We start from the raw sequence: 24,384 nt of genomic DNA, 5'->3' as shown, positions 1-24,384 counted from the left end.
CTTCCTCAAGCGAAGCGGCCGAAAACCGCCGCTTCGGCTTTGCAATCGCGCCGCCTGTACTCACGCACAGACGTCCGACAAAAAAGGCTGCCGCAAAAGCCGGTTGCTTTCGAGACAGCCTTGTACAAGGGAGGCGGGTATAAAGCATTTTGCTTTACGATATCACCGCCTCTTTTTTATTATTTTTCCACCATCAGCAGGGTCTTCGGGTCAAGACGCAAATTGATACCCTTAACTTCGGCTCCGTGCATTTTAAGAACCGTCATATCGATAGCATCGCCCTTTTGCTCCATGTGCACAATGGTATTTATCTGTGCAGCCGTTTCCGCGTTCATAACGGTACAAGGGTCTTCATCTTCGCAGTTGCAGGTTGCCCAAATGACAAAACCCGCTTCCGCCGCATAATTTTTAAGCGTTATAATATCGCTTGCCTGTACCGTTGAAAAGTTTAAGCCGTCTATAATTAAACATGCGGTCGGAATACCGCCTGCAATCAACGCTTTGAGCGTGCTTACGATTTGACCGGCTGAAACGGTGCTTTGGTTAAAGTTCAAAATAATCCGGTTGCCGAGTAATTCATTTTTAATTTCTTCGGCATTTGCCAGATTTTTCTTTTTGGACATTTCCCAAAAAATATCTTTATACCATGTTATAATGGAATTGGTGTGCTGGTTAAAAGAAACATGCACAACCTTTTTATCCTGTAACAGCATATCAAGACCGATTTGTACAAGAACCGCCGTTTTACCCAATCCTTTTTTTGAAGTCAGAATTCCCATTTCACCGGCTTTTAAGCCGCCGTTGGTCGCTTGGTCGAAAAAACGTACCGGACTGCGATCAATAAGATCCTGTTTGATCATGATTACTCCTTCAGTTATTGATTCTTTTTACGTTTTTCTTCGTATTCTTTCATCAAGGTTTCGGCAATGGCGTTCGGTACCTTTCCGTACTTTTCGAATTCCATTGAGAACTCCGCCTTACCCTGTGTCAATGAACGCAATACGGTTGAAAAACCGAACATTTCACTTAACGGTACTTCGGCATCTACGCGGCTGAAATTTCCGTCTTCGGTGGAAGAAACGATAATACCGCGTCTTTGGTTGATAACCGCAAACATATTGCCCTGGAATTCTGTCGGACCTTCGATGGACACCTTCATAATCGGCTCCAAAATAACCGGCTTTGCTTTTAAATAAGCTTCGCGGAAGCCGCCGATAGCCGCCTGCTGGAAGGCGATATCCGACGAGTCTACCGGGTGGGATTGACCGTCGTTAATGGTCGCCTTGATACCGACAATCGGGAATCCGATAAGAGAGCCCTTTGTCATTGAAGCGCGGAAACCCTTATCGCAGGACGGAATAAATTCGTTGGGAATTACGCCTCCCTTGATTGCATCCACAAATTCATAGTCTTTTTCTTCCAAGGGTTCAAGGAATCCTGCAACACGGCCGTATTGTCCGGAACCGCCGGTTTGCTTTTTATGTGTATAGTTAAAGTCGGCATGCTGAGTAATGGTTTCGCGGTAGGCGACCTGAGGCATACCCGTTTCAACTTCGCACTTGTATTCGCGTCTCATGCGTTCGATATATACTTCCAAGTGAAGCTCGCCCATTCCCTTGATAATCGTTTGGTTCGATTCGGGGTCCACATAGGTTTGGAAGGTGGGGTCTTCTTTGGTAAAGCGGTTTAAAGCCTTAGCCATTTGATCCGCCGATTTTTTATCCTTCGGAGTGATTGCCAAAGAGATAACCGGGTCGGGAACGAACATCGAGGTCATCGCATAGTTTAAACTCGGATGGCAAAAGGTATCGCCGGAGGCGCAGTCTATACCGAAAAGGGCGACGATATCGCCGGGCGTTCCTTCATTAATGTCTTCCATACTGGATGAGTTCATACGAACAAGGCGGCCCACCTTGAATTTTTTGCGTGCACGCGTATTCATCAGTTCATCGCCCTTTTTAAGGCAGCCCTGATATATACGCACGTAGGTAAGCTGACCGTACTGACCGTCTTCAAGCTTAAAGCCCAAAGAAACACAGGGAAGACTTTCATCAGCCTTTAATTCAACGGGAGCTTCATTATTGTTTAAGTCGAGGGCGGTATTTTTTACCTCGGTGGGATTCGGAAGGTATTTGATTACCGCATCCAAAAGCGGCTGGATACCCTTGTTTTTATATGCCGAACCGAGGAAAACGCCTACAAACTGCTCGCTCAGCGTTCCCTTACGGATAGCGCGTTCAATCATTTCCTGAGTTTCGCCGCCTTCGAGCATGGCTTCCATGAGTTCATCGTCGAACATTGAAGCCGCATCGAGCAATTCTTCACGGTATTTTGCGGCATCGGCCTGCAAGTGGGCGGGAATCTCGGCATAGCGAAGCTGGGTTCCGCTGTCGCCTTCAAAGTATATGGCCTTCATCGTAACCAAGTCCACAACACCTTCGAGTTTGTCTTCCAAACCGATGGGGATTTCCATCATGTATGCGTTTAAGCCCAATTTTTCGCGCAGCTGCATACGGACTTTAAAAGGATTCGCTCCGGTGCGGTCGCACTTGTTTACAAAGGCGATTCTCGGAACGTGATAGCGCTTTAATTGGCGGTCAACCGTGATTGACTGCGACTGAACGCCGCCGACGGAACACAGTACCAAAATCGCTCCGTCCAAAACGCGCAGCGAGCGTTCAACTTCAACGGTAAAGTCTACGTGGCCGGGTGTGTCGATAACGTTAATCGTGTGATCTTTCCACTTAACCTGTGTGGAAGCGGACTGTATGGTGATTCCTCTTTCCCGTTCCAATTCCATGTTGTCCATTACAGCGCCGACACCGTCCTTACCGCGTACTTCATGGATTGCGTGAATCTTATCGCAATAAAAAAGAATACGTTCGGATAAGGTGGTTTTTCCTGAGTCGATGTGGGCACTGATACCGATATTTCGCATTCTTGAAATATCAAAACTCATAGTTGTCGTACCTCTCAATTATAGTTTTGCAGAATCTGCAATGATTTTCAGTATAAAAACAGTATATGCATTATATCGAAGAAATGCAAGAATATCAAGCACGGCGCCTGATTTTTCCTTAGAGCTTTCAATCCTTATCGGATTAAAGCATGTGCCGGAGCTTTGACAACTGCTTTAAACCTTGCTTTTTTTCCCGATACGTAATACGATATAAACAAAAGGAGCATTATAAATGAAAGGTGTATTCGATTTTACCGTTGATCAGCTGGGCCCCTGTAAGGTCCCGTCGCCGATTATGCTGTCGAAGGTGTACGGCGATTTTATTGCAAACTATGTAAAGGATGACGATTTTATCCGCTATAATGTCGATGTCTATGATAACGTCCTTGAAACCGAGGCCGAAGCTTACAATAACAATCTTATTCAAAAAGCCGGACCGCGCGAATTTATTTATTTTAACCCGAAACACGTAAATGCCGGCATTATGACCTGCGGCGGTTTGTGTCCGGGATTAAATGACGTTATCCGCTCGGTCGTACGCTGTCTGTGGAACCGTTACGGAGTGCGCCGTATCCGGGGTATCCGTTTCGGCTTTCAAGGCCTTTTTTCGGAATCCGGCTACGACACAATAGATTTAAATCCGGACTTGGTTGACGATATTCATAAATCCGGCGGCTCCTTTTTGGGAACAAGCCGCGGCGGGGGCGACCGCGTTATAGAAATTGTCGATGCGATTGAAGCTCTTAATTTAAATATGATTTTTATTATCGGCGGCGACGGTACCCAGCGCGGAGCCTTGGAAGTTGCCGAAGAAATAGAAAAGCGCGGATTAAAAATTGCCGTTGTCGGTGTTCCGAAAACCGTAGATAACGATCTTATATTTATTCAAAAATCGTTCGGCTTTGATACGGCTGTTGAGCAGGCAACTCAAACCGTTGCAGCCGCCCACATGGAAGCGCATTCACAAATAAACGGTATCGGTCTTATCCGCCTTATGGGACGCGAGTCGGGCTTTATTGCCGCTGCTACCGCTCTTGCAAGCCACGAAGCGAACTTTTGTCTTATCCCCGAAGTTCCCTTCCATTTGGACGGGGAGGGCGGCTTTTTGGACGTTCTTGAACAGCGTATTAAAAGGCGGCACCATGCGGTGGTTATCGTTGCGGAAGGAGCAGGCCAGGAACTGCTTAAAGCATCGGATGCCAAGGATGCCTCCGGAAATAAAAAGCTCGGCGATATAGGCATTTTCTTAAAAGATAAAATAACCGAATACTTTGGCGAAAAAAAGATTCCGATAAACTTAAAATATATCGACCCGAGCTATCAAATCCGTTCGGCGCGGACAAGTGCAACGGACTCAATCTATTGCGAGCGTTTGGGCAACAACGCCGTTCATGCGGCGATGGCCGGCAAAACAAAGCTGGTTATCGGCCTCATCCATAATAAATATGTGCATTTGCCTATACGTCTGGTAACAAGCCGCCGCAATACGGTAGATCCCGAAGGTTCGCTGTGGCGCGATGTCATTGATGCAACAGGGCAGCCTATTTTGATGTTAAAAAACAAGGACTTTTTGCTTGCCCAAAGCAACCGCAAGTCTAAAGAAAGCTGATAAAACGGGACTGTCTGAAAAGCCGCCGGCTCTTTAGATACCGGAAAGCCGCCGGTTCTTTGGACAACCCGAATACGGTAAGGGCGGGGAGGGGGCTGAAACTACTTTTTGGTTTCTGCAGTATATCCCATTATATCGAGAATTGTTTCATCGGTTTTAACCATTCCGTCGGCGGCAAGTTTTCCGACGCAGCCTATGGTTTTTTCTATGTCGGACTTTATTATGCCGTCACCGGTTTGAAAGGATGTGCTTTCAAAAGAAAGGCAATGAGCCATAATTGCGGCATCTACGGCGGAAGCGATTTTTGCCGCACAAGAGGGTTTTGCGCCGTCGCAAATTATACCGGAAACGTTTGCCAGCGTATTGGTAATGGTTTTACATATTTGTTCATAACTGCCGCCGCATAAATAGGTAATACCGGCACCGCTTCCGCAAGCTGCACTGACTGCTCCGCAATATGCCGAAAGGCGTCCTATTGCGGTTTTTTGATGAATGGCAAGTAAGTTACTGAATACCAAAGCTCGAATAAGTTTTTCGTTGTCCGCTTTGAGGAACCGGGCGTACTCGATAACCGGAAGCGAAACCGCAATTCCCTGATTACCGCTGCCTGAATTAATTACAACGGGAAACACACAGCCGCTCATGCGTGCATCCGAACCGGCAGCCGCTGCCGCACGTGCACGTGTTTTAATGTCGTTTCCGTAATATTTAAGCAGATTTGCACCGACATTGGCTCCGTATGAGCTGCGCAATCCCTCTTGTGCAATACGTGTATTATATTCTATTTGACGTTCGATTATTTTACGTATATCGTTAAGCTGTACCGTTTGGGCAAAGGTAAAAATATCTTCAACATTCAAACAGGTACGGTCGGTAAGGCCGGATAAGCTGTTTTCCGGTTGAGCGGGTTTGTCGAAAAGGACAGTTCCGTTTTTTACAATTTTGACGATGTCTGTGTGCTGATGCATTATCTCTACAAAAGCGCTGTCTGTACCGCTAAAAACTTCGATTGTAAAATGCAACTTTGCCGGTGTTTTTAATAAATATACTTCTATCGGATTCCTCATCAAAAAATTTCGTGCTTTTTTTATCTGCTCGGGCTGTATGCCGCTTAAAACTTCAAGTTTGCGGGACGAATCTGCGGCGAAGATTCCCATTGCCGCTGCGGCTTCAATACCTTTTAAACCTTTACTGTTGGGCACGATAACACTTTTTACGTTTTTTATAATATTCCCGCTGGCTTCTACAATTACTCTATCGGGAATCGCTGCAAGGGTTTCTGCAGCCTTTGCCGCCGCGAAGGCAAGTGAAATAGGTTCGGTACAGCCGAGTGCAGGAACAAGTTCTTCCTGTAAGATGTGTACATATGTTTCATATTTGTCTTTTGATAATGACATTTTTTATCCTTTGCTATAATCGGGGAAGGCTGTCTGTAAATGCTCTTATATCGGTTACAAGCAGCTTTTTTGCTTCGGTATGTTTTTTTTTGCGAATCAATTCAACCAGCAACCGATGGTTGGAGCCGTCCGAACTTTTATTTTCGTTCCAAATATGCCGAAAGTATTGACTCGCAGCACGGGCACAAAATTCCAAAACCTGCTTTAAGTGTTCGTAAAAAAAAACATTTCCGCTGAATGAACAGAGCAAAAGATGAAACGAGGTATTATGCTCCCAATGTTTTAATATATCTTTTTCATTTGCCATAGAACCGGCTTGTTCTGTATTTTTTTGCAAAGCATCAATCTGCCGCTCCGAAATAACCGGCAATGTTTTCTCCAAAGCGGAAATTTCAAGAATAATTCGTAATTCAAGTACATCAATAATATCTTTTGTACCGATTTGTACGACCTGATATCCGTAACGCGGCATATTAAGTATAATACCTTCATTACATAATTGAATTAATGCCTCGCGTACCGGCGTTTTACTTACTTGGTATTTTTCCGTCAGCATACGTTCTGTAACGATTGAACCGGCAGGATAAAGTCCGCGGGTAATATCATCAAGTAAATTTTTGTACAACATATCTTTGAGCGAATCCGCTTTTTTCATATTAATCTTTGTTATCCTTTTACTGCACCGGAAATAAGTCCCGCTTTTTGAAAATTTTGTAAAAAAATGTATAAAACGACAATGGGAACAACCACCAAAGTACAGCCTGCCAGAATGACCGGCCAGGGGGTTGACAGTCCGTCACTTACCGGTAAAAGCGAAATTGAAACCATAAGTGTGTATTTTGATGTTTTTTGTAAAAACAGCAGGGGCCAAAAAAAATCATTCCATCGTGCAATGACGGTTACTGCCGCCCAAGAGGCAAGCGCCGGCTGAATTACAGGCAATATAATACGGATAAAAATACCGAAGTCGGAGCATCCGTCAATTTTTGATGCGTCAACAAGGTCGTTCGGCACATCCAGAATATACTGGCGCATATAAAAAATTCCGACAGCGGTAGCGATTCGGGGAATAATTAATGACCACAAACTGTTTATCAAGTGCAGTTTGCGCATAATTATAAACAGAGGAACGGAACCGATTTCAGGCGGAAGCAGCATGGTAAGAACGATAAAGTAAAAAAGAACATATCTTCCGGGAAAGCGGTATTTCGCGAATGCAAATCCGGCTAACGCGCAAAAAAACAAACTGGTTACGGTTCCTACAGCAGTAGTAAAGAGGCTGTTAAAAAAATTTTTTTCTATGGGTACAAGCTCGAAAAGCCGGCGGTAGTTGTCCGCTGTCGGGCTGCGCACAAGTATGGAATTAATACCGCTTATACTTTCTCCGGGGCTTTTAAACGATATAAAGCACATCCAGAGTATGGGAAATAAACTGAGAATGCTTGTAATTACAAGCAGTGTGTAAATAAAGCTTGCAGGTGTAGATTTTATTCCGGTTTTGTTCACGGATTTCTCCTTAAATAATATCGCATGCCGGATTATAATTCTCCCGATCGTTTTTTTACGAAAAACTGTATGCTCGAAATAATCAGCAAAATACAAATGAGCACAACTCCGAGTGCGGAGGCATAGCCCATTTTAAAGATTCTAAAACCGGATTCATACATATACTGAAACAACGATGTGTTTGATGTTCCGGGGCCGGGTAAAATATAGGATTCGTTAAACAGCTTCCAAGAGTCAACCGTTACCGTTATAAAACAAAAAAATAAAATATTTCTCAGTGAAGGCAGCGTTATTTTAAAAAACTGCTGGAAAATATTTGCGCCGTCTACGGTTGCCGCTTCATAATATTCTGAAGGAATATTCAAAAGGCCGGATAGGACTATCATGGTAAACCAGGGTGTATTGCGCCATATATTTAAAAAAATAACGGGAATCTTTGAGAATGCGGTACCGGTAAGCCAGGGAATTCTTGTTCCGCCCAGTGAAACCAGTACTTCATTTATTAAGCCGACATTATCATCAAAAATCATGCGAAAAATGAGGCCCATGGCAATTGCCGCGCATACATTCGGAAGAAATAATATTGTTTTATATGCCGCTCGTCCGTTCAGATTTTTAAAGTTAAGCAAATTTGCCGTAATGACGGCGAATACTATAATACCGCAAAATCCGCTTATCCAATATACAAAGGTGTTAAAAAACGATTCCCAAAACATATCGTCCTTTAACATTTGAGTATAATTAAATAAACCTGCCGGCCGGGGGCTTCCGATACCGTTCCACTCGGTAAAGCTGATTACAACCGTCCACAAAAAGGGGATAAGCTGAAATACAAAGAACAAAATAAAAAAAGGCAAAATAAACAGGTAGGGGCTTTTGTACCTAATCAAGGTTTTTATCATATGCATTTCCCTATAGGTTGCTTCGGCAAAAGTCTCCGGGACGGTGTGATAAGAATTTCCGCCCCGGAATTATTAGACTGAATTATTAACGTGCTATTTCGGCTTTACCGATTTTACTCTTTAAATTCTTATTCATATTCGCAATTGCTTGCGGCATGGATTGGTTTCCCGCTACATATTTTTCAAGTTCCGCACTGATGATTTTATCGGCTTCGGCATCCTGCGGCGTTACAATCAGGTTTGTACTGCTGTTTTCAAGCCCCTTTCCTTCCATTTCACGGAATGATTGACCGCCGTAAAATTCCGCCGCTTCTTTCCAAAAAGGATCTTTGAGCATTTCAAGAGAAATCGGGTTGGCGTAGGGTGCGTTTTGAGCAACCATTTTGTTTACCCATTCTTTACGAGGCTCGTTGTCGAAGTGAAAATCTTTCCACAATTTTTCGACCAGCCCGGTATATTTTCCTTCCGGTTTGTTTATTACGGCAAAATAAGAAGCAACCGGTGCACCCGCTTTGCCGATAGATGCAAAAACCGGAGCAGTCATAACCCGCCATTGGCCCGACGTTTCGGTTACGTTTTTGCGGATAAATTCATCCCAAAATGCACCGATATAAAAAGTTGCAACTTCGCCCCGGCGCATGGCATCATACAGGGCCGGCTGCATTATTGCCGATTTAAGCAGCAAACCTTCTTTATTCATCGTATCGAGCGTACCGAATGCAAGTTTTGTTCCTTCATCATTTCCGATAACAATGTTTCCGTCATTATCCCAAATTCGTGCATTTGCCTGCGGCATTAATCCGCGGCGGCCCCAATACCGCCATGTAAGAGAACCCGGGTCGATATATGAAAGGTATACTTTTCCTCCGCTTTTTGCTTTGAGTTTTCGTCCCGCTTCAATATAACCGTCCATTGTGCTCATTTGTGCAGGGTCGACTCCGTATTTGTCAAAGACGGCTTTGTTGTAAAATAAAACCTGCGGACGAACCGATTCGGGTAAGCCGTATATACGGCCTTTGTATTTTGCATCATTTACGGCACCGTCTACAAGTTGGCTGATAAACGGCTGTACAAAATCCGTTTCATCTTTTACAATGTTTCCCTTGGCCAAATCCATCAAGTTAACAGGATCGAGGTAAACCGCATCGGGTAAATCCGCGTATGCACCTGCAAGATAGGTCATTGTGATTTTTTCACGAGAAGCGGCGGCTCCCTTGGTTTGTACAATTTCGATTGATACTTCGGGTGCAATATCACGGTTGCGCTCGAGCCATGCATCGAAATACTGTTTGAGGTATTGCGGCTGCCCGTGTCCGTAGATAATAACCGTTCCGGCGGGATATACGGTTTTTTCAGATGCCTTTTGTGCGGCGGCTCCTTTTTCCCCCGAGCAGCTGATAAAAAGGGAAGAAAAGAGAGCTAAAATTGCGGCAAATCGAGTTACTGATTTTTTCATACGTCCTCCTATTTTGTACGAGCGGCTGTTACCGCCGTATATATCCTGTTATAGGGAATCTCGGTCGGAAGCGTACAGTCCGCCCCGAGGATGAATCCGGTTTTGCCGAAAGAACGGATAATATCCTGAACGGCATTTGTTATTTCCTCTGTTGTCCCGTTTATTAAAACACCGCTTCTGTTCGCAAGACCTCCCAAAACGGTTTTATTGGGGAACAGTTTGCGTCCTTGCTCAAGTGTAATACCCGTTTCGGCAATACCCCAGTTTACTACATCTGTCATGGGCATATAATTGGCATAGCGGTTTAAATCAAGATTTTCTTTGCACATATGTAAAAATGTTATGCCTCCGGCCCGTTTTACCGCCGATAAAATTTCGCGGTCAAAGGGCGCATAAAATTCGGCAAATTCCTCGTCGTTAAAGAAATGTTTTTCCGCACCGAGGGCTGCATAGTATACCGCATCGACTCCGAGTTCAATATAAGCACGCGCAAGCAGACACATCGCTTCGGTGATTCGTTTAAAGGCATCGAGTACGGGTTGTTTATGTTCACGCAGATGAGTACATACTAGTCGGCGTACCGGAACATATCCGTAGCGGTGTTCAATGGGGTGGATAGACGAAGCACAGATACCGTGAATTGTACCGAGCGTAAAGGCGTCTTTTCCACATGTATCTAAAATCCGTTTAGTCATATCAAGCTGTTTGCGAAAAAAAGGCGCATTTAAAGAATATAGAGGAATCTTTTTCCAATCGTCCGGGATACGAATATCTCCCACATCGGGTAAAAGATTTTCATTCATGATTTTAAGAATATCCGTATCCGTTTCTTTAAAAAAACGGGTGTGGGCCGCTACTGCCCTTTCTCCTTCGGCTTCTTCTTTGGGGAAATGCAACGAAAAACAACTCGGCGTATAATCCGTTTCTTCTCCGCGGACGGCGGCGCAAACCCGTTCATGCTTAGTCATATGCTCTCCGTAATATACTATTAATATATTAGTAATCATAACACGGCTTTTTGAAAAAGGCAAGTTTTTTTATTTTTACTTAGACCGGATGACCTTAGGGTAAAGCATGCGGTGGGGGGGCCGCGATGCCCGTAATTTCATGATTTACTTTCAAAATTATGTCAATCACATCCTTATTCGGATACATGGATGCTACTGCTTGTATGTTTTCACTGAATTGCGTTTTGTCTTCGATGTAGTCGGCAAAGGAATAGACAGCGGGGCTTCCGTTTGAATACCGATAAAATGTTTTGTGCCGTTTTTCGCATAGTAAAACAAAGCGCTCATATTTTTTTGTTTTTAACATATAATACAACATATGCAAAACAGGATGCGTAACGGTGTCCATAATCATATAGCGCCACAATTCGAATGAAAAGCCGGTCGGTAAATCTTTTTTTTGTAAATCGCAGTCCGAGTACAGTAAAACGGTTTTGTTATATTCATCAAGCTCGAACATTATACTCTCTTTTAATTCGCCGATATGTTTATCTTTGTTTTTTATCCAAGCCTGTCTATTAAACGCATCGATATCGCAGACTTCTTCAAACTGCCGGTTATAAGCAATAGCCTGTAATTTATTTTTTGAAAAGATAATCCACTCAAGAATATGCGCGATAACGTCTTTACTGTTCCAATTTTCGTAATGGCCGGCCGTATGCTCCGTTTTGTACAGCTCGATAAAATCACCCATATCCGTTTTTGTTTTGTCAATTTCAGTTTGTATTTCTTTGATTGTCATACCGGTTTTTCATTCATAATTTTTATTAGCCGGCACTTAAATTCAGGAATAATATTTTTTGCAACATCCCATACAATTTCATAATCAACGGAAAAATAACCATGTATAAGCTTATCCCTCATGCCCGCAATATTCCGCCATGGAACCTCTTTATATGTTGTTACCACATCATTTGAAATATTCTTAACAGCTTCTCCGATAATCTCAATACTCCGTGCAAAGGCTCGCTGTGCTTTTGCATCTTTTAGAAACTGCGCTTTTGTCATGCCGGCCGTTTCAGATTCGAGAAAAATAATCTCGTCAAAAATATGTTTGAATAAATCTTCATTCGAGCGATACATATTCAACCTCGTTAAGTATTGTGTGTTCAATATGCGGACTTAAGCCTTCCGGTGTTAATAAATCTACGTTTGTTTTTAGGTTATCTTCCAAATAATAAACCAAATTGATAAAATTATTATAATTTTTTTTATCGGCATAAAAGTCAACCAGCATATCAATATCGCTTTCTTGACTTTGCTGATTACGCACATAAGAACCGAATAAGCCGATTTTTTTTACACCATACGAGCGGAGCGTATTTTTATTATACTCCAGAAAATTAAAAATTTCCTGTTTTGCTTGCGGTTTCATACCGGTATTATATCATGACTTTATGTATTGAGTTAAGACCGGCAACAAAGAATTCCCTTAAAACAAAGTACATATCCACGCGAGTGCAGCGCAAATAAGAAGAGCACATGCAATTATAATCCAGCCGACTATATGGGCACCGCGGAATCTTTCTTTTCTGTCGGGAACGGCATCATATACCTCTTTGGGGGCTGAAGAAAAAAACTTTTTGTCCTGAACAAAAGCCACGCCTCCATACAGCAAAAGAAAATAAAACACCATCAGCATAAGCGTTGCTGTTACCGTTATTGTCATTGTATCATGCCTCCTTGTCGTCGGCTTTGAAGCGCGGGTTAGTTTTTATTGTAATACCGCTCACTTGCTATTAATTAAAATAATAATTAATTATACATAATACCAAAATAATCCAAACATTGTTTCATTAAATCCTGTCCGGTAAGACATGTATCTCTTAAATAACCTCTTTCATTTTTCCAATTTTTAATTCCTCTGTAATAGTAAATTTTTAGTTCTTCAGTAATTATAAAAGGGACAATAGTATGTTTAAGACATTCCTTGAACATTATTAATCTTCCAATACGGCCATTACCGTCTTGGAATGGATGAATTGCTTCAAACCTGACATGAAAATCTAAGATGTCATCAAAAGTAATTTCCGATTTTGCATTGTATTCCGTTAATAATGCTTTCATTTCTGCTGCAACATCCGCAGGTTTTGTAGTTTCATCGCCGCCCACTTCGTTTTCCAGCATTTTATAATCCCCAACCTTAAACCATGATTTCCGGCTGTCGGTTGTGCCTGACTTTAGAATATAATGAAGCTGTTTTATAAAACTTTCCGAAAGTTTCGTATGTGCACCTTCGATTATTAAATCAATACAATGAAAATGATTTACCGTTTCAACAATATCATCAACTTTAACAAATCCATCCGTAACGCCAAGAGTTCTAGTTTCAAAAATAAAGCGGGTTTGCTCGTGGGTAAGTTTTGAGCCTTCGATGTGATTTGAGTTATAAGTAAGGTCAATCTGAATTTTGTGATAAATTCCGCCTTTTAAGCCGGCTTCCTTTTCACGTTTAAGAAATGATAAAAGAGTATCCTGTTTTGCTGTATGACGAGTTTTTCGATAAGGCTTTTTTGCATCGGAAGGGATTTTCCATGTTTTTCCTTCTAAAAGAGCCCCCACAATTCTACCCTGCAAACAGTAATTTCTTACGCTGCGTTCGCTGATTTTCCAGCGTTTTGCAGTTTCTTGAACGGATATGAATATTATCTTATTCATAGGTAATATTATAACACATTATCGGCAATATATAAAGCTGATTTGCATACTTAAATTCACTTTTATTTTGCCGATAATAAAACGGTTTATTATATATTTCTACTAAGTCACCAGCCGGCTGTACGTCCAACTACGCAATTAAACCGCATTGAAATCCCGGTATAATTAACTACGAAACCGGTTTTTTAATCGAATTAACAATAAATGGAACTAAAAATTCTCCAACAATTGTAATTAATAAAATAGGATCAAAAATTTTTGTATTATTCATTCTTTCCTCATAAAACATTCCATACATCTAAACAGCGCCGCCGAGCGTTAACCTAACATTCGCTTAACCTGTATTTGCGGTTTGAACGAAGAGTAGCGCCTAGCAACTTTCAGCTTTGAAGCGGGGGGGTAGGTTTCTTAAGTTCTCAGACTGCCATATAGGCCCTAAAAAGAATATCCGATTTGTAGTTTCAAAGGTATATCAAAGGGAAGATTGAATAAACGCCATTCACTTCGTTGGTCATATACACTCACATTATTTTTGAACGGAATAGGCCACGATCTGCCGATTCCGGCTCCTAATTGAATTGTAAACCCCCGTTTTATTATCCACTGGTAACCGGAAATAACACCAAATCCCAAGACAAGGAAGGAGTCATTTATCTTACTTGAAGAAACATGTGTGAATCCTATTCTGGGAGCTGCACCTACATAGAAGCCCTGCAGATATGAGCCGGACAGCTTATATGCAAACTCCGGTTCAGCTATATATTGAAACTGCTGTGCAAAGCTTTTGTTAAACCTTCTTCCGCTACTGTCTTGATAATAACTCGTTAAGTACTTCTCATATGCGACGTTATTATTCAGTGAGAGGAAAAATCGTTTATGTAGCGAATATTGAACTTCAAGATTCATTGTAAAATAATTAGTCCGGCCTTCCTTATCCAGAAAAGGATAAATTGAATCGATTATGATGTAAATCGGATTTGTTTGAATGGAAAATCGTCTTTCGGTTTCCGCTGCATGCAGTAAAATAGACGGTACGAAAAAAATAAACATAAAGAAAGTAATCGTTGCCCGCTTCATACCATGTCCTTATTTACTGCTTAAAAGATACATCGTGTTTTTATTAAATAAACCTATATGGAATCCCGCGTAAAAATACCACTCCATATTTTCATAACACTCATACCGTGTCGCTTTGATGAAATTATCTATGGTGTATGTTTCCTCATACCCATACGGGTTTAATACAAAAATCCGATTGTTAGGAAAATCAACGCCATTAACAAGAGCAAAATGAAGTGTCCATTTACCATCTGTATTTTTCGCGGCAAATTCAATCGGGACGGGAAATCCTTTCTCGAGTGACGAATATATTTGCCTTAGCAATTCGGTATTGGGAAGATTTACACACCTAATTATTTCCCATTCCGGAAACTGCTTGGTCATCTCATTCAAAAAGCCCGATCCGAGAGATGTGGAAATCTTACCATTATTTTGGGATAACAATGATTGTTCGCTAATACTTTTATTTTTCCATTTTGCAAGCATTTCTATTACAGCATATCCGCAACTTACCTGTTGCGTAATTACCTGAATACCTTCAACTTTTACTTCTCCTGAATAATTTGCATCTGCGATGAGCTGTGAATAATTATCACTATAATATACCCGAAAAGATTGCGGAAAGCCAACAGGCTCGGCACACCCTACGAGTAGTGTGGCTATATAAGAAATAAATAACATACCGAATACAAACAATATCCTTAACGGTATTTTTATATTTTTCATTATTCAAGCTCGGCAAGAACAACAGACGGAATAACTATATCTCCTTCATGTTCTTCCAGTTTTTCTCCAATCTTATGAAATTGTCCCTTTATGAAATAGATTACAATGTTTGAATCTAAAAAATATTTCACATTGTCTCCAATTTTGTATCAGCAGACAAATCCGGTTCAGTGGGTATATTCATTTCGATATCTTTGCCGCTTCCAAAATATTGCCAGATATTTTTTTTATTTGCGTCATCTCTAAGGTCGAAAGGAAGCCCTTTAACTGCAACCGTTTTTTTCATAAAAATTCTGATGGCTGTCGGTAAATCCAATCCGTAATAATCATAGATATGAGTAACTTCATTTTTTAGAGCTTCATCAACTCTGACTTGAACAAGTGTTGTATTTGCCATTATTGACTTCTCCTTTTTAAGTATTTGGCATTAATACATTAGTATGAATATTATATATTTAAATAAGCAATTTTTCAAGGTTAAATGTTTATTTTATTATCACCGCCCTATCCGGCGGTGTCGTCCTAACATTCGCTTAACCTGCATTTGCGGCTCGTCCGCAATGTCAGGTTGAAGCGGGTGGTAGGTTTTATTTCTAAATTCTTCTTCTAGCTCTTAATAAACTCCGATCTTATTTTTTTAAATTCCTCAAAATCAGCTCTTAGGTCGTCAATGGTTGGATCGTTATGAATGAGTTCAGGATTGCTATGTGCATTAATGAATCCGCAACAACGCTCATATATATCATTGAGAGTCTCTTTATGTTTAGATAAGCCTTCAGCATTGACCTGAATAAACTTACCAAGTGAAACATGCTTTTGATACCTCTGGATAGTACCATTAAAGATTTCATGCTCAATACAAAGTTCTATAGCACTTCTAAGTTCACCAAAGCCTTCCTTTACAACTTCTGCTTCTGATCTGCCTTTGGGTTTGCTATTGATTAATGTATTAATCTTACTGATATTCTGCTTTACCTTATTTTTTTCTTCTTCAGCTTCAGTAATTACACCCACAAAATCATACTCTTTCTGAGAATTGTAAAACTTATACTTCAAGTGTTTGAAACTTGGCTGATTGCTGGAATAAAGAAGACTATTGAAAAGTAAAACGCTGTGGGTAAAAATAACAACTTGTCTTTGTTTGCTGAGGTGTATAACCCGTTTTGCAAATGAATCGATTATCTTATGATCCAGACTGTTAACAGGGTCATCAAAAATTACAGGGGCATTGATGTTATCTAATTGCAATTCGGTTAGAAATTCTGCTAATGCAATACTTTTTTGCTCTCCTTCACTCAGGATTTCCAATAATTGATGATTACTGATTTTATGATTAATTTTTGTCTTTCCCTTATCAGTACCAAAGCTTAACTCTATTGGCATTTCTGATTTTCTAAGAGCCATTAATTCTTTTTGAAATATATTATTAAAATCCTGACTTATCAGCTCTTCCCTAGCCTGTGATGTTTTCCTACTGATTGAACTTGTAGAAAAGGAATTGGAGTGTTTATTTAGAATAGCCAATATTTTGTAATTAACAATTATATCCCTAATTTCATCAATTTTTTCGGAAAGATATTTACGGTCTTGCAATTCAGCTATAACTTTTTTTAATTCTTTCTCTTTGGTTTCGATATTTGTTAATAACTCGTTTTTCTCGGTTAAAGAATCTTGAAGTTGTATTGCTTTATTAGAAATAAATGTTTTAAAATCATCATATTTCAAATTAAAGACCAAGTCATCTGAAATTTCATCATTAATAATTTTTTTCTTTAGAATTTCTAACTCTCTATTATATGCAGTCAATTCTTCTGGTTGGATTGGATTATCTTTATCATCACTTCCGAAGCTTGGATGGCTTAGCTTTAATGATGTATCTATATCATTTACGGAATTAATCAAGTCATCTTTAGACTTTATAAGGTTAGTTAAATTTTCTTCTGTTTTATCATTCAGTAGTCTACGATAGTTTTCTAATAACTCTTTTGCATCAACTTCAAGAGGTTGTCTGCAATAAATACACACATCGTCATTTTGCGGATAATTAGGCTTAGCCATTTTTTTGATATAAGCTTCTGCTGAACTTAAAAAGGTTTTAAACTCGTTTGTTTCATAGAACTCAATGCCTTTTGATAAGGCAATCTCACTAATGCCTTTTTGAGTATTTTTTTCTAATTCAGCAATGGATTGATTAATCTGCTTTAGTTGGTTCCATACATCAGCATTCAAGACCTTTTTTGCTTGTTCTACTTTTTCAGTAATTGTGTTCAGTTCTGAGCATTGATAGTTTAATGCTCGAATCTCATTTTGCAGTAATGTTTTATTTAGATTTGATAAATCTAATTCTTTTGCTTGAAGTTCTTTTGCTTGTTCTTTGCCAAAGGTCGAAAGCTCAGATAGTTTTTGGTCATCGGAGTCTTTTGATAGATTACTGATGAATACCTGTTGCGGGGTATTTAAATTTAGATTTTCTAACCACGAAACTTGAACTGGATATTCATTTTTCTTATCTTGAAATAGAGCGTCTAAAGCACTTAGCTCTGAAGAAACGAGATCAAATAAATGAAAACCTATAGGTGACACAATCAGTTGACGACTGCCATCGAGACTGATTTGAACACAGTTATTGTTAAAAACCGAGATACTTGCTAGATCATCATTTCTGTTTTTTCCTGTCCAAACAAATGTTTCGGGGCTACCATTCGCTTCAAAAACAATTTTAGCAGATTGAGGTTCTTTTACTTTGAAAACATTTGATAAGATGGTGTTATTTTGATCATAACTAAATCCAAGAGCTTTTAGGATTCTTCCATATCCGGTTTTACCTGTTCCATTTTCACCATAAATGACAGTAAGGTTTGGTGCAAATGTTATTGTCTGTGCTTTTGCCAGTTTATTAACACCAGTGACTTCTGAAAGTGCAGATAGCTCAATTTTTTTTGAAGCAGGTGAATAACTTGGTTTTGTGATTGTTAGAGGAGGCAACTCTTTTATCAATCCAATTTTATGCAAGAAATATTTAAATATTTTTTCTCTATCAGATTTAAGTAAACTGCTTTCAGTGCTGACGACTTTATGTACCAATAACTTAGCCCAATCAGAATTGTCCGCCCAGTCCCAAAGGAAATCAACAATTTCTTTTTTGTTTTTTGTTGCTGATGTCATAATTTACTCCTTATATGTACACCTACCATCCCTCTCGCCCCTTCCTCATTATATCGCTAAAAACGGCAATTTGCAATCTAAACTGCCTCAAAACAAAATGACAAACCTCTCTACCATAGTAGAGCAAAAACAAATCAAGACCGGCAGATTAGGCCTATCTTCATTAAACGGTCAACGAAACAAACTCACAGCCTGTCTATAGGACTTTGCACACCCAAACTGCCTCGGTTTAGAACCTGTATGTAAACCATAGTAGTCTCAACATTGCTGTAACCGAGATGCTCTTGAATTGTGCGAATACCGTAACCGGCTTCCCAAAGGTTGGTTGCATAAGGGCGGCGTTCGTTTTTATTTCGTCAATTTCAGTTTGTATTTTTTTAATTTTCATAAATCTTTCGGAAAATACTGTTCGCGTGCAAAGCTGACGATTTCGTATTCAATCCCTTCGGAGTCCTTGAAAAAAAAGGCATAGTAGTCGCAGCAATATTCAGGATACAATTGCGGGGCATGAACAATAGGTGCGCCGAGGGCTTTGATTTGTTCGTACAAAGCATCGACTTTTGCAGGGCTGTTTACCCGAAACGCCATATGGTGCAAGGAGCCAGGTTTTCTTCTGTTGATCTTCTCTGCTTTGAATGCGGTTCTGCAATTGACCAAGCCGATGGAGCTGCTGCTGCTGTGATACTCTACAATGTGATAATCGTGTTCGTCAACACAATCGTGTTCTTTTAAAGAAAGGTCAAAACCGAGAAGCGGTAAAAAGCTGTCATAGAACTTTTCCGCCCTTTCCAAATTTTCTACGGTAATATGAATATGGTCGATAATCGGCTGCATGGTCGGCTTCCTTTTTTTGATTCAAATATAAGTTTTATGTTTCCCGTAACCGTATTGATGTCGTCTTCCGTGTTTAAGTTCCCGGGCAAAATCAAGTCAAAGCGAATCATCGTTTTTGAACCCTTGCCTGCATTTTCCGCCTCCTATCGCTCAAAGTATATATAATACATATACTTTGAACAAGTCTTTTCCCTTCCGTGTTGTACAGGGGCGCTTTTTTTGCTATACTGGCGGAATGAGTAATACTGAAAAAAAGAATGCGGTGCAGGCGGTTCACTGGGCGGATCAGTGTGCACAAAAGATAATCCGTGAACGCGGGGATTTGGATTCATACACCTGTGCATCGGGGATTACGCCGTCGGGGACCGTTCATATCGGGAACTTCCGCGAAATTATATCGGTGGATTTGGTGGTGCGCGCGCTGAGGCGGTTGGGAAAAACCGTGCGCTTTATTTATTCGTGGGACGATTACGATGTGTTCCGCAAAGTGCCGGAAAATATGCCGGACAAAAAAACGCTCGAAGCTCATTTGCGGTTTCCGATTACGATGGTGCCGGATACGACCGGGCGCGATGCTTCGTATGCGCGTCATCACGAGGTTGATGTTGAACAAGTGCTGCCCCTGGTGGGGATTGAGCCCGAATTTTTATATCAGGCGGAGCGTTACCGTTCGGGTATGTATGCGGAGGGTATGAAAACCGCTTTACAAAACCGCGGTAAAATCAAGGACTGTTTGAACCGTTACCGCGACGATGCTCACAAAATTCCCGAAAGCGAGGAGTACTGGCCTGCGGCGGCCTTTTGCTGTAAGTGCAATAAGGACACGACCGAGATTTTGTCTTACGACGGGGAATACGGTGTGGAATACCGCTGCACAAGCTGCGGCCACAGCGAAAAGGCGGATTTGCGTTCGTCCAAAGAATTAAAGCTGGGCTGGCGCGTAGACTGGCCGATGCGCTGGCAGTTTGAAAAAACCGTTTTCGAGCCTGCGGGAAAAGACCACCACAGTCAGGGCGGCTCTTTCGACACGGCGCGCTTGGTTTCTCAGGAGATTTACAATTGGCCCGCTCCGGTGAGTTTCCGCTACGACTTTATCGGCATAAAGGGCTTGCCCGGAAAAATGTCCTCGTCGAAGGGGAAGGTTATCAGCTTGGACGACGTGTTGCGGGTGTATCAGCCTGAAATTGCGCGCTACCTTTTTGCGGGTACGCGGCCGAATACGGAGTTTTCCATCAGTTTCGACTTGGACGTTATAAAAACCTACGAAGATTACGATAAAACCGAACGCATCGCCTGGGGGGTCGACAAGGCGAAAAACGACGAGGTGTTCGAAAAAGAAAAGCGCATTTACGAATTGTCGCAGGTTAAAGACGGTATGCCTTCCTGCATGTCGTATCAGGTGCCCTTCCGTCATTTGTGCAATATGCTGCAAACGGCATCCGGCGATATCGAGGCGGTGCTCGCTTCATGCCCCGATATAAAGGCCGAACAGGTTGAACGCTTCCGCAAGAGATGCGAATGCGCCCGGTATTGGATAAGCGAATGCGCTCCCGAAGAGTTCCGCTTTACGCTGAAAAATCCCGGCGATTGTACAAAGGAAGATTTGAACGAGGCGGAAACCTTGTGTATCCGCAAAATCCTTACCGATATTCTTCCCAAGCTGGACGGTCTTGAAGAAAAGCCCTTGTCGCAGGCGCTGTATGCGGTTGCCGAAGAAACGGGCATTGAGCCTAAGGCGATGTTTGAAGCGGTCTACCGCGTGCTTATCGGAAAAACGCAGGGGCCGCGGCTTGCAGGCTTTATAAAGCTTATCGGCAGGGAAAAACTTGAAGCGTTGTTAAGTCCCTACCGCTGATTGTTCTTGACGCAAGGCACGTGCGGCGCTAAAATAGTAAACACAAAACATGCCGGTTGTAAGCGGACGAGGCTTTTCGGCATCTTACACACATATCACATCAACGGAGGCTCAGTATGGCTGAATTAAAAGGTTCAAAAACCGAACAGAATTTGATGGCCGCTTTTGCAGGCGAAAGTCAGGCACGCAACAAGTACACCTATTTTGCGTCGAAGGCAAAAAAAGAAGGCTACAACCAAATCGCACGTTTTTTTGAAGAAACCGCGGGCAACGAAAAAGAACACGCCGAAATATGGTTCAAAGAACTGCACGGAGGCGAGATTCCGACGACAACCGACAATCTTTTGGCGGCTGCCGAAGGCGAACACTATGAGTGGACGGAAATGTATGCCGATTTTGCAAAAACCGCAAAAGAAGAAGGCTTTACGCGCATTGCCGCCCTTTTTGAAATGGTCGCCAAAATCGAAAAAGAACACGAAGAGCGCTACATGGCCCTGCTTGCGCGCTTAAAGGACGGTTCCTTATACAAAGACGGCGAAAAAGTATTTTGGATTTGTACAAACTGCGGCCACATTCACTTCGGCGATAAAGCGCCGCAAAAATGCCCCGTCTGCGACCATCCGCAGGGCTATTTTGAACGCAGAGTAAAAACGTACTAAAACTATTAAGGGGAGAGAGGAAACCCCGTTCAGGGCAGGGTTTCCTCTCTCCCCTTGCCCCTCTCACTTTCCCGCACAGCCAAAGGCCTCGCCGGCCTTTGGAATCCGGCCTATACAGCTCAAAACTGTATATCCAATACTATCTTTAAGTGTGAGCAATTCTTCAGAATTGCGAACTTAAAGCTGTTTTTATGCGAGTTTTGCTTAGCAAAACTTGAACAGTTATCATAAAAGTACAGTATAAAAAGCCCCTCTGTGGTATAGTGGGGAAGACATGAATAAGTACAGTACGGAATTTAAGGCACAGGCATTGCAGTTGTCCGATGAAATCGGCACACGCAAAGCCTCGCAGGATTTGGGTATCAGCTATCATACGCTCAGCGGCTGGAGGAAGAGTCAAAATCGTTATAAAGACACCTGCACAGGCACAGTCGGAAAAAACGGTATGACAGAAAGCGAAAGGCAGCGGACACTGGAAAAAGAGAACAGGGAGCTTAAAGAAACGGTACGGATATTACAGGATGCTCTGCGTTTTTTCGTCAAAGGTCAGAAGAGGTAACAAAGAAACTGATTTTTAACTACATTTGTAATCGCCGTCAGGCACTGAAACTGTCAACGGCAAGCCTGTGTAAAGCTTTGTGTGTCACGGAATCAGGCTATTACAAGTGGAAACGAAATCGCCATACAGTGAAAAGATGGCAGCTTCTTCTCACCCGAAATGCATACTATTCTTGAAGAACATGAGGATAATGATAACTATGGAGTAACAAGAATGAAAAAAGCCCTGGAACAAAAAGGAATTACCTGTTCGCGTTCAACAGTATTAAGGACAATGAGAAGGGGAAATCTGCTTCATAAGAGCAGAAAAAGCCCTAACGGTCTTACAAAAGCCGATAAAAAGGCTCAAAAGTGTGAAGATTTGGTTAAACAAGACTTTAGCGCTTCAAAGCCGAATGAAAAATGGCTTACCGACATTACACAAATTGCCTGCAAAGATGGAACTCTTTATATAGCACCGGTACTCGATTGCTTTGCAGGAGAAATCATTTCGGTTGCCATGGATGATAATATGAAAAAAGAATTGTGTATACGTGCTATTCGGCAGGCGTATGAGAAAGAACGGCCGAAACCCGGCTTTATTGCACACAGCGATCCGGGCAGCCAATATACGAGCTATGAATACAAACGCACGATTGCATCTTTACATGGTGTGCAGAGTATGGGCGGAGTTGGAGCCTGTTATGATAATGCCCGTATGGAAAGTTTTTTTGCGACGTTGAAGAAAGAAAAACTGTATCGAATAAACACAAAAAAGTTGACGATTGAAATGAGTAAAAACGATTGTATGGCGTTACATCATGGTCTACTACAACAGGTTAAGAATAAATACTTTTAATGAAGGAGGATATCCTCCTTCTGTATATAGGCAAAAAGCAGCTTCAATAAAAGCTGCTTAATTATAAATTTAGGGGCTTTAGGGGCTGTACTAATATTGACTTTTCCAAACTTCGGTATTCACACTTCGCACTTCGGCATTTGCACTTCGCACTTTGTTACAGTTTTTCTATTTCTTCTTTGCTTAAGCCCGATATTGTGCAAATATCGCTAATCGGGTAATTCATACCCTTCATTAACTTTGCCGTTTCCAGTTTGGTTTGACGGGCACCTTTTTCAAGCCCGATAGCTTCGCTTTCTTCTCTTTGAACCGCTATATCGGTTGCGTAATCGTATTCCGCCAATAACATATTCATTACCTCCCGCGATTTGCGCTCCAAGTACTCTCTTAGTATATCATTATTTATACATTCCTGTACAGCTTTTTCAAAGCCTTTTTCCCTGTCAAGCTTGAGGTGTTTTCGCACCGTGTCTACAAATAAACTGTACTGGGCAAGCGGTTTGCACTGCTCAAGAATTGTATGTGCTTTATCCTGATTGATATTCACCACCTCGACAATGAGTTCAAGGTTCGGTTGTGAGCCGGCCGTCATAAAAGCGTCGGAAAGTTTTAGCGTTTTATATTCCGGGAAATCTTCTTCTCCGTTGTAAAACACGTAGAACTCGGGAGAAGGAATCTTAACCAAACGGCGCAAATACTTATCGCGCGGATTTTGTATCTGCTCATACAAGCGGACTACATACTCCAAAAAACGGAACGGCATATTCAAGTTGACGGTCGATTGATGTTCTGCAAGTACAATGATTTTGTTATCTACAAGGAAAGACACATCGTTGTAAAAGTTCATATACAGGATTTGCTCCAGTCTGATATGACGCAGCTCACAGTCAAGCGGCAGCTGTGTTCCGTGCAAGGCATTGTATAAACTGATAAAGTTTGATTTTGCCGACTTATCCGCCCCGAAAAAGTCGGCAAACACGGAGTCCTTATAGGTTCGTTTGGGCTTAGCCTTTGTCATAGTTTTACCTCCTTTTGTCTTTTGCACTTTCCGCCATGAACGGCGGCACAGGCTATGTATCCTCAAGTTTCGCTTGCGAAACTTGAAGCTAAAAATCGGACAAGACATCCGATTTCTAGCCGTTCTCCTATACTATATATTGTGTTTTATGACAAAAAAAACAGACTTTCTCCGAAAA

The 24,384-nt window shown here is 41.6% G+C and carries 24 protein-coding genes and 2 pseudogenes; 5 read left to right on the top strand and 21 right to left on the bottom strand.

From position 1 onward, the window contains the following. Positions 1 to 179 precede the first annotated feature (179 nt). Positions 180 to 860, bottom strand: a complete 681-nt coding sequence (locus V1L52_RS10820) for a hypothetical protein (protein WP_428769552.1) — start codon at positions 858 to 860, stop codon at positions 180 to 182. A 14-nt stretch (positions 861 to 874) separates the two neighbouring features. Beyond that, positions 875 to 2,959 (bottom strand): elongation factor G, encoded by a 2,085-nt coding sequence (gene fusA / locus V1L52_RS10815; protein WP_428769550.1) that lies wholly within the window; start codon positions 2,957 to 2,959, stop codon positions 875 to 877. Between the two features lie 232 nt (positions 2,960 to 3,191). Here fusA and V1L52_RS10810 point away from each other — a divergent pair, with 232 nt between their 5' ends. Continuing rightward, the gene (locus V1L52_RS10810) at positions 3,192 to 4,568 is read left to right on the top strand and encodes an ATP-dependent 6-phosphofructokinase (protein ID WP_428769548.1); all 1,377 of its coding nucleotides are present in this window, start codon (positions 3,192 to 3,194) and stop codon (positions 4,566 to 4,568) included. Positions 4,569 to 4,669: 101 nt separating this feature from the next. Here the strand turns inward: V1L52_RS10810 and V1L52_RS10805 are convergent, their stop codons facing one another. The 18 genes and pseudogenes from V1L52_RS10805 to V1L52_RS10720 form a co-directional block, all read right to left on the bottom strand. After that, complete coding sequence (locus V1L52_RS10805) at positions 4,670 to 5,965, bottom strand: serine dehydratase subunit alpha family protein (RefSeq protein ID WP_428769546.1); 1,296 nt, start codon at positions 5,963 to 5,965, stop codon at positions 4,670 to 4,672. Positions 5,966 to 5,978: 13 nt separating this feature from the next. Continuing rightward, a complete protein-coding gene (locus tag V1L52_RS10800; RefSeq protein WP_428769544.1) occupies positions 5,979 to 6,620 on the bottom strand; it encodes a GntR family transcriptional regulator in 642 nt (213 codons plus the stop codon). Between the two features lie 11 nt (positions 6,621 to 6,631). Next, positions 6,632 to 7,471, bottom strand: a complete 840-nt coding sequence (locus V1L52_RS10795) for a carbohydrate ABC transporter permease (protein WP_428769542.1) — start codon at positions 7,469 to 7,471, stop codon at positions 6,632 to 6,634. A 32-nt stretch (positions 7,472 to 7,503) separates the two neighbouring features. Continuing rightward, complete coding sequence (locus tag V1L52_RS10790; RefSeq protein ID WP_428769540.1) at positions 7,504 to 8,373, bottom strand: carbohydrate ABC transporter permease; 870 nt, start codon at positions 8,371 to 8,373, stop codon at positions 7,504 to 7,506. Positions 8,374 to 8,458: 85 nt separating this feature from the next. Beyond that, a complete protein-coding gene (locus tag V1L52_RS10785; RefSeq protein ID WP_428769538.1) occupies positions 8,459 to 9,829 on the bottom strand; it encodes an ABC transporter substrate-binding protein in 1,371 nt (456 codons plus the stop codon). An 8-nt stretch (positions 9,830 to 9,837) separates the two neighbouring features. Then, positions 9,838 to 10,797, bottom strand: a complete 960-nt coding sequence (locus tag V1L52_RS10780) for a uroporphyrinogen decarboxylase family protein (RefSeq protein WP_428769536.1) — start codon at positions 10,795 to 10,797, stop codon at positions 9,838 to 9,840. 94 nt (positions 10,798 to 10,891) lie between these two features. Next, entirely contained in the window at positions 10,892 to 11,578 is a 687-nt protein-coding gene (locus tag V1L52_RS10775; RefSeq protein ID WP_428769535.1) for a hypothetical protein, read from the bottom strand. Further along, positions 11,575 to 11,919, bottom strand: a complete 345-nt coding sequence (locus V1L52_RS10770) for a HepT-like ribonuclease domain-containing protein (RefSeq protein WP_428771830.1) — start codon at positions 11,917 to 11,919, stop codon at positions 11,575 to 11,577. The genes V1L52_RS10775 and V1L52_RS10770 overlap by 4 nt, the downstream gene beginning before the upstream one ends. Further along, entirely contained in the window at positions 11,903 to 12,211 is a 309-nt protein-coding gene (locus V1L52_RS10765) for a nucleotidyltransferase family protein (RefSeq protein WP_428769534.1), read from the bottom strand. Before V1L52_RS10765 ends, V1L52_RS10770 begins: the two co-directional genes overlap by 17 nt. A gap of 93 nt (positions 12,212 to 12,304) precedes the next feature. After that, a pseudogene (locus V1L52_RS10760) lies at positions 12,305 to 12,505 on the bottom strand (hypothetical protein); the annotation flags it as partial. 86 nt (positions 12,506 to 12,591) lie between these two features. Next, positions 12,592 to 13,494, bottom strand: coding sequence for a Fic family protein (locus V1L52_RS10755; protein WP_428769533.1), 903 nt, complete (start codon positions 13,492 to 13,494; stop codon positions 12,592 to 12,594). A gap of 435 nt (positions 13,495 to 13,929) precedes the next feature. Beyond that, a complete protein-coding gene (locus V1L52_RS10750; protein WP_428769532.1) occupies positions 13,930 to 14,571 on the bottom strand; it encodes a DUF3575 domain-containing protein in 642 nt (213 codons plus the stop codon). 9 nt (positions 14,572 to 14,580) lie between these two features. Next, the gene (locus tag V1L52_RS10745; protein WP_428769531.1) at positions 14,581 to 15,279 is read right to left on the bottom strand and encodes a hypothetical protein; all 699 of its coding nucleotides are present in this window, start codon (positions 15,277 to 15,279) and stop codon (positions 14,581 to 14,583) included. Then, complete coding sequence (locus V1L52_RS10740) at positions 15,279 to 15,410, bottom strand: PIN domain-containing protein (RefSeq protein ID WP_428769529.1); 132 nt, start codon at positions 15,408 to 15,410, stop codon at positions 15,279 to 15,281. The genes V1L52_RS10745 and V1L52_RS10740 overlap by 1 nt, the downstream gene beginning before the upstream one ends. Further along, positions 15,407 to 15,676 (bottom strand): type II toxin-antitoxin system RelB/DinJ family antitoxin, encoded by a 270-nt coding sequence (locus V1L52_RS10735; protein WP_428769527.1) that lies wholly within the window; start codon positions 15,674 to 15,676, stop codon positions 15,407 to 15,409. Before V1L52_RS10735 ends, V1L52_RS10740 begins: the two co-directional genes overlap by 4 nt. Positions 15,677 to 15,885: 209 nt before the next feature. After that, positions 15,886 to 18,444: an AAA family ATPase gene (locus V1L52_RS10730; protein ID WP_428769525.1), complete on the bottom strand. Its 2,559-nt coding sequence runs from the start codon at positions 18,442 to 18,444 to the stop codon at positions 15,886 to 15,888. A gap of 185 nt (positions 18,445 to 18,629) precedes the next feature. Continuing rightward, a pseudogene (locus tag V1L52_RS10725) lies at positions 18,630 to 18,785 on the bottom strand (tyrosine-type recombinase/integrase); the annotation flags it as partial. A 43-nt stretch (positions 18,786 to 18,828) separates the two neighbouring features. Next, entirely contained in the window at positions 18,829 to 19,278 is a 450-nt protein-coding gene (locus V1L52_RS10720) for a VOC family protein (protein WP_428769523.1), read from the bottom strand. Positions 19,279 to 19,513: 235 nt separating this feature from the next. Here V1L52_RS10720 and lysS point away from each other — a divergent pair, with 235 nt between their 5' ends. From lysS to V1L52_RS10700, 4 genes are all read left to right on the top strand, one after another. After that, positions 19,514 to 21,133 (top strand): lysine--tRNA ligase, encoded by a 1,620-nt coding sequence (gene lysS / locus V1L52_RS10715; protein WP_428769521.1) that lies wholly within the window; start codon positions 19,514 to 19,516, stop codon positions 21,131 to 21,133. 116 nt (positions 21,134 to 21,249) lie between these two features. Next, the gene (rbr, locus tag V1L52_RS10710) at positions 21,250 to 21,792 is read left to right on the top strand and encodes a rubrerythrin (RefSeq protein ID WP_428769519.1); all 543 of its coding nucleotides are present in this window, start codon (positions 21,250 to 21,252) and stop codon (positions 21,790 to 21,792) included. A 274-nt stretch (positions 21,793 to 22,066) separates the two neighbouring features. Then, entirely contained in the window at positions 22,067 to 22,351 is a 285-nt protein-coding gene (locus V1L52_RS10705; RefSeq protein ID WP_428769517.1) for a transposase, read from the top strand. A gap of 213 nt (positions 22,352 to 22,564) precedes the next feature. Further along, a complete protein-coding gene (locus tag V1L52_RS10700; protein WP_428769515.1) occupies positions 22,565 to 23,188 on the top strand; it encodes an IS3 family transposase in 624 nt (207 codons plus the stop codon). A 157-nt stretch (positions 23,189 to 23,345) separates the two neighbouring features. Here the strand turns inward: V1L52_RS10700 and V1L52_RS10695 are convergent, their stop codons facing one another. Beyond that, a complete protein-coding gene (locus V1L52_RS10695) occupies positions 23,346 to 24,206 on the bottom strand; it encodes an Rpn family recombination-promoting nuclease/putative transposase (protein WP_428769513.1) in 861 nt (286 codons plus the stop codon). Positions 24,207 to 24,384 lie beyond the last annotated feature (178 nt).

Origin of the sequence: Treponema sp. HNW (assembly GCF_050320395.1) — a bacterium.
In the GTDB taxonomy this organism is placed as follows: Bacteria; Spirochaetota; Spirochaetia; order Treponematales; family Treponemataceae; genus Treponema_C.
The sequence above is the reverse complement of the archived record's forward strand: the minus strand, read 5'-3'. Positions and strand labels throughout refer to the sequence as shown.

Coding starts and splice junctions, on each gene's coding strand:
- V1L52_RS10820 (WP_428769552.1), bottom strand. CDS start 860: ATGATCAAACAGGATCTTATTGATCGCAGTCCGGTACGTTTTTTCGAC.
- fusA (WP_428769550.1), bottom strand. CDS start 2,959: ATGAGTTTTGATATTTCAAGAATGCGAAATATCGGTATCAGTGCCCAC.
- V1L52_RS10810 (WP_428769548.1), top strand. CDS start 3,192: ATGAAAGGTGTATTCGATTTTACCGTTGATCAGCTGGGCCCCTGTAAG.
- V1L52_RS10805 (WP_428769546.1), bottom strand. CDS start 5,965: ATGTCATTATCAAAAGACAAATATGAAACATATGTACACATCTTACAG.
- V1L52_RS10800 (WP_428769544.1), bottom strand. CDS start 6,620: ATGAAAAAAGCGGATTCGCTCAAAGATATGTTGTACAAAAATTTACTT.
- V1L52_RS10790 (WP_428769540.1), bottom strand. CDS start 8,373: ATGATAAAAACCTTGATTAGGTACAAAAGCCCCTACCTGTTTATTTTG.
- V1L52_RS10785 (WP_428769538.1), bottom strand. CDS start 9,829: ATGAAAAAATCAGTAACTCGATTTGCCGCAATTTTAGCTCTCTTTTCT.
- V1L52_RS10780 (WP_428769536.1), bottom strand. CDS start 10,797: ATGACTAAGCATGAACGGGTTTGCGCCGCCGTCCGCGGAGAAGAAACG.
- V1L52_RS10775 (WP_428769535.1), bottom strand. CDS start 11,578: ATGACAATCAAAGAAATACAAACTGAAATTGACAAAACAAAAACGGAT.
- V1L52_RS10770 (WP_428771830.1), bottom strand. CDS start 11,919: ATGTATCGCTCGAATGAAGATTTATTCAAACATATTTTTGACGAGATT.
- V1L52_RS10765 (WP_428769534.1), bottom strand. CDS start 12,211: ATGAAACCGCAAGCAAAACAGGAAATTTTTAATTTTCTGGAGTATAAT.
- V1L52_RS10755 (WP_428769533.1), bottom strand. CDS start 13,494: ATGAATAAGATAATATTCATATCCGTTCAAGAAACTGCAAAACGCTGG.
- V1L52_RS10750 (WP_428769532.1), bottom strand. CDS start 14,571: ATGAAGCGGGCAACGATTACTTTCTTTATGTTTATTTTTTTCGTACCG.
- V1L52_RS10745 (WP_428769531.1), bottom strand. CDS start 15,279: ATGAAAAATATAAAAATACCGTTAAGGATATTGTTTGTATTCGGTATG.
- V1L52_RS10735 (WP_428769527.1), bottom strand. CDS start 15,676: ATGGCAAATACAACACTTGTTCAAGTCAGAGTTGATGAAGCTCTAAAA.
- V1L52_RS10730 (WP_428769525.1), bottom strand. CDS start 18,444: ATGACATCAGCAACAAAAAACAAAAAAGAAATTGTTGATTTCCTTTGG.
- V1L52_RS10720 (WP_428769523.1), bottom strand. CDS start 19,278: ATGCAGCCGATTATCGACCATATTCATATTACCGTAGAAAATTTGGAA.
- lysS (WP_428769521.1), top strand. CDS start 19,514: ATGAGTAATACTGAAAAAAAGAATGCGGTGCAGGCGGTTCACTGGGCG.
- rbr (WP_428769519.1), top strand. CDS start 21,250: ATGGCTGAATTAAAAGGTTCAAAAACCGAACAGAATTTGATGGCCGCT.
- V1L52_RS10705 (WP_428769517.1), top strand. CDS start 22,067: ATGAATAAGTACAGTACGGAATTTAAGGCACAGGCATTGCAGTTGTCC.
- V1L52_RS10700 (WP_428769515.1), top strand. CDS start 22,565: ATGAAAAAAGCCCTGGAACAAAAAGGAATTACCTGTTCGCGTTCAACA.
- V1L52_RS10695 (WP_428769513.1), bottom strand. CDS start 24,206: ATGACAAAGGCTAAGCCCAAACGAACCTATAAGGACTCCGTGTTTGCC.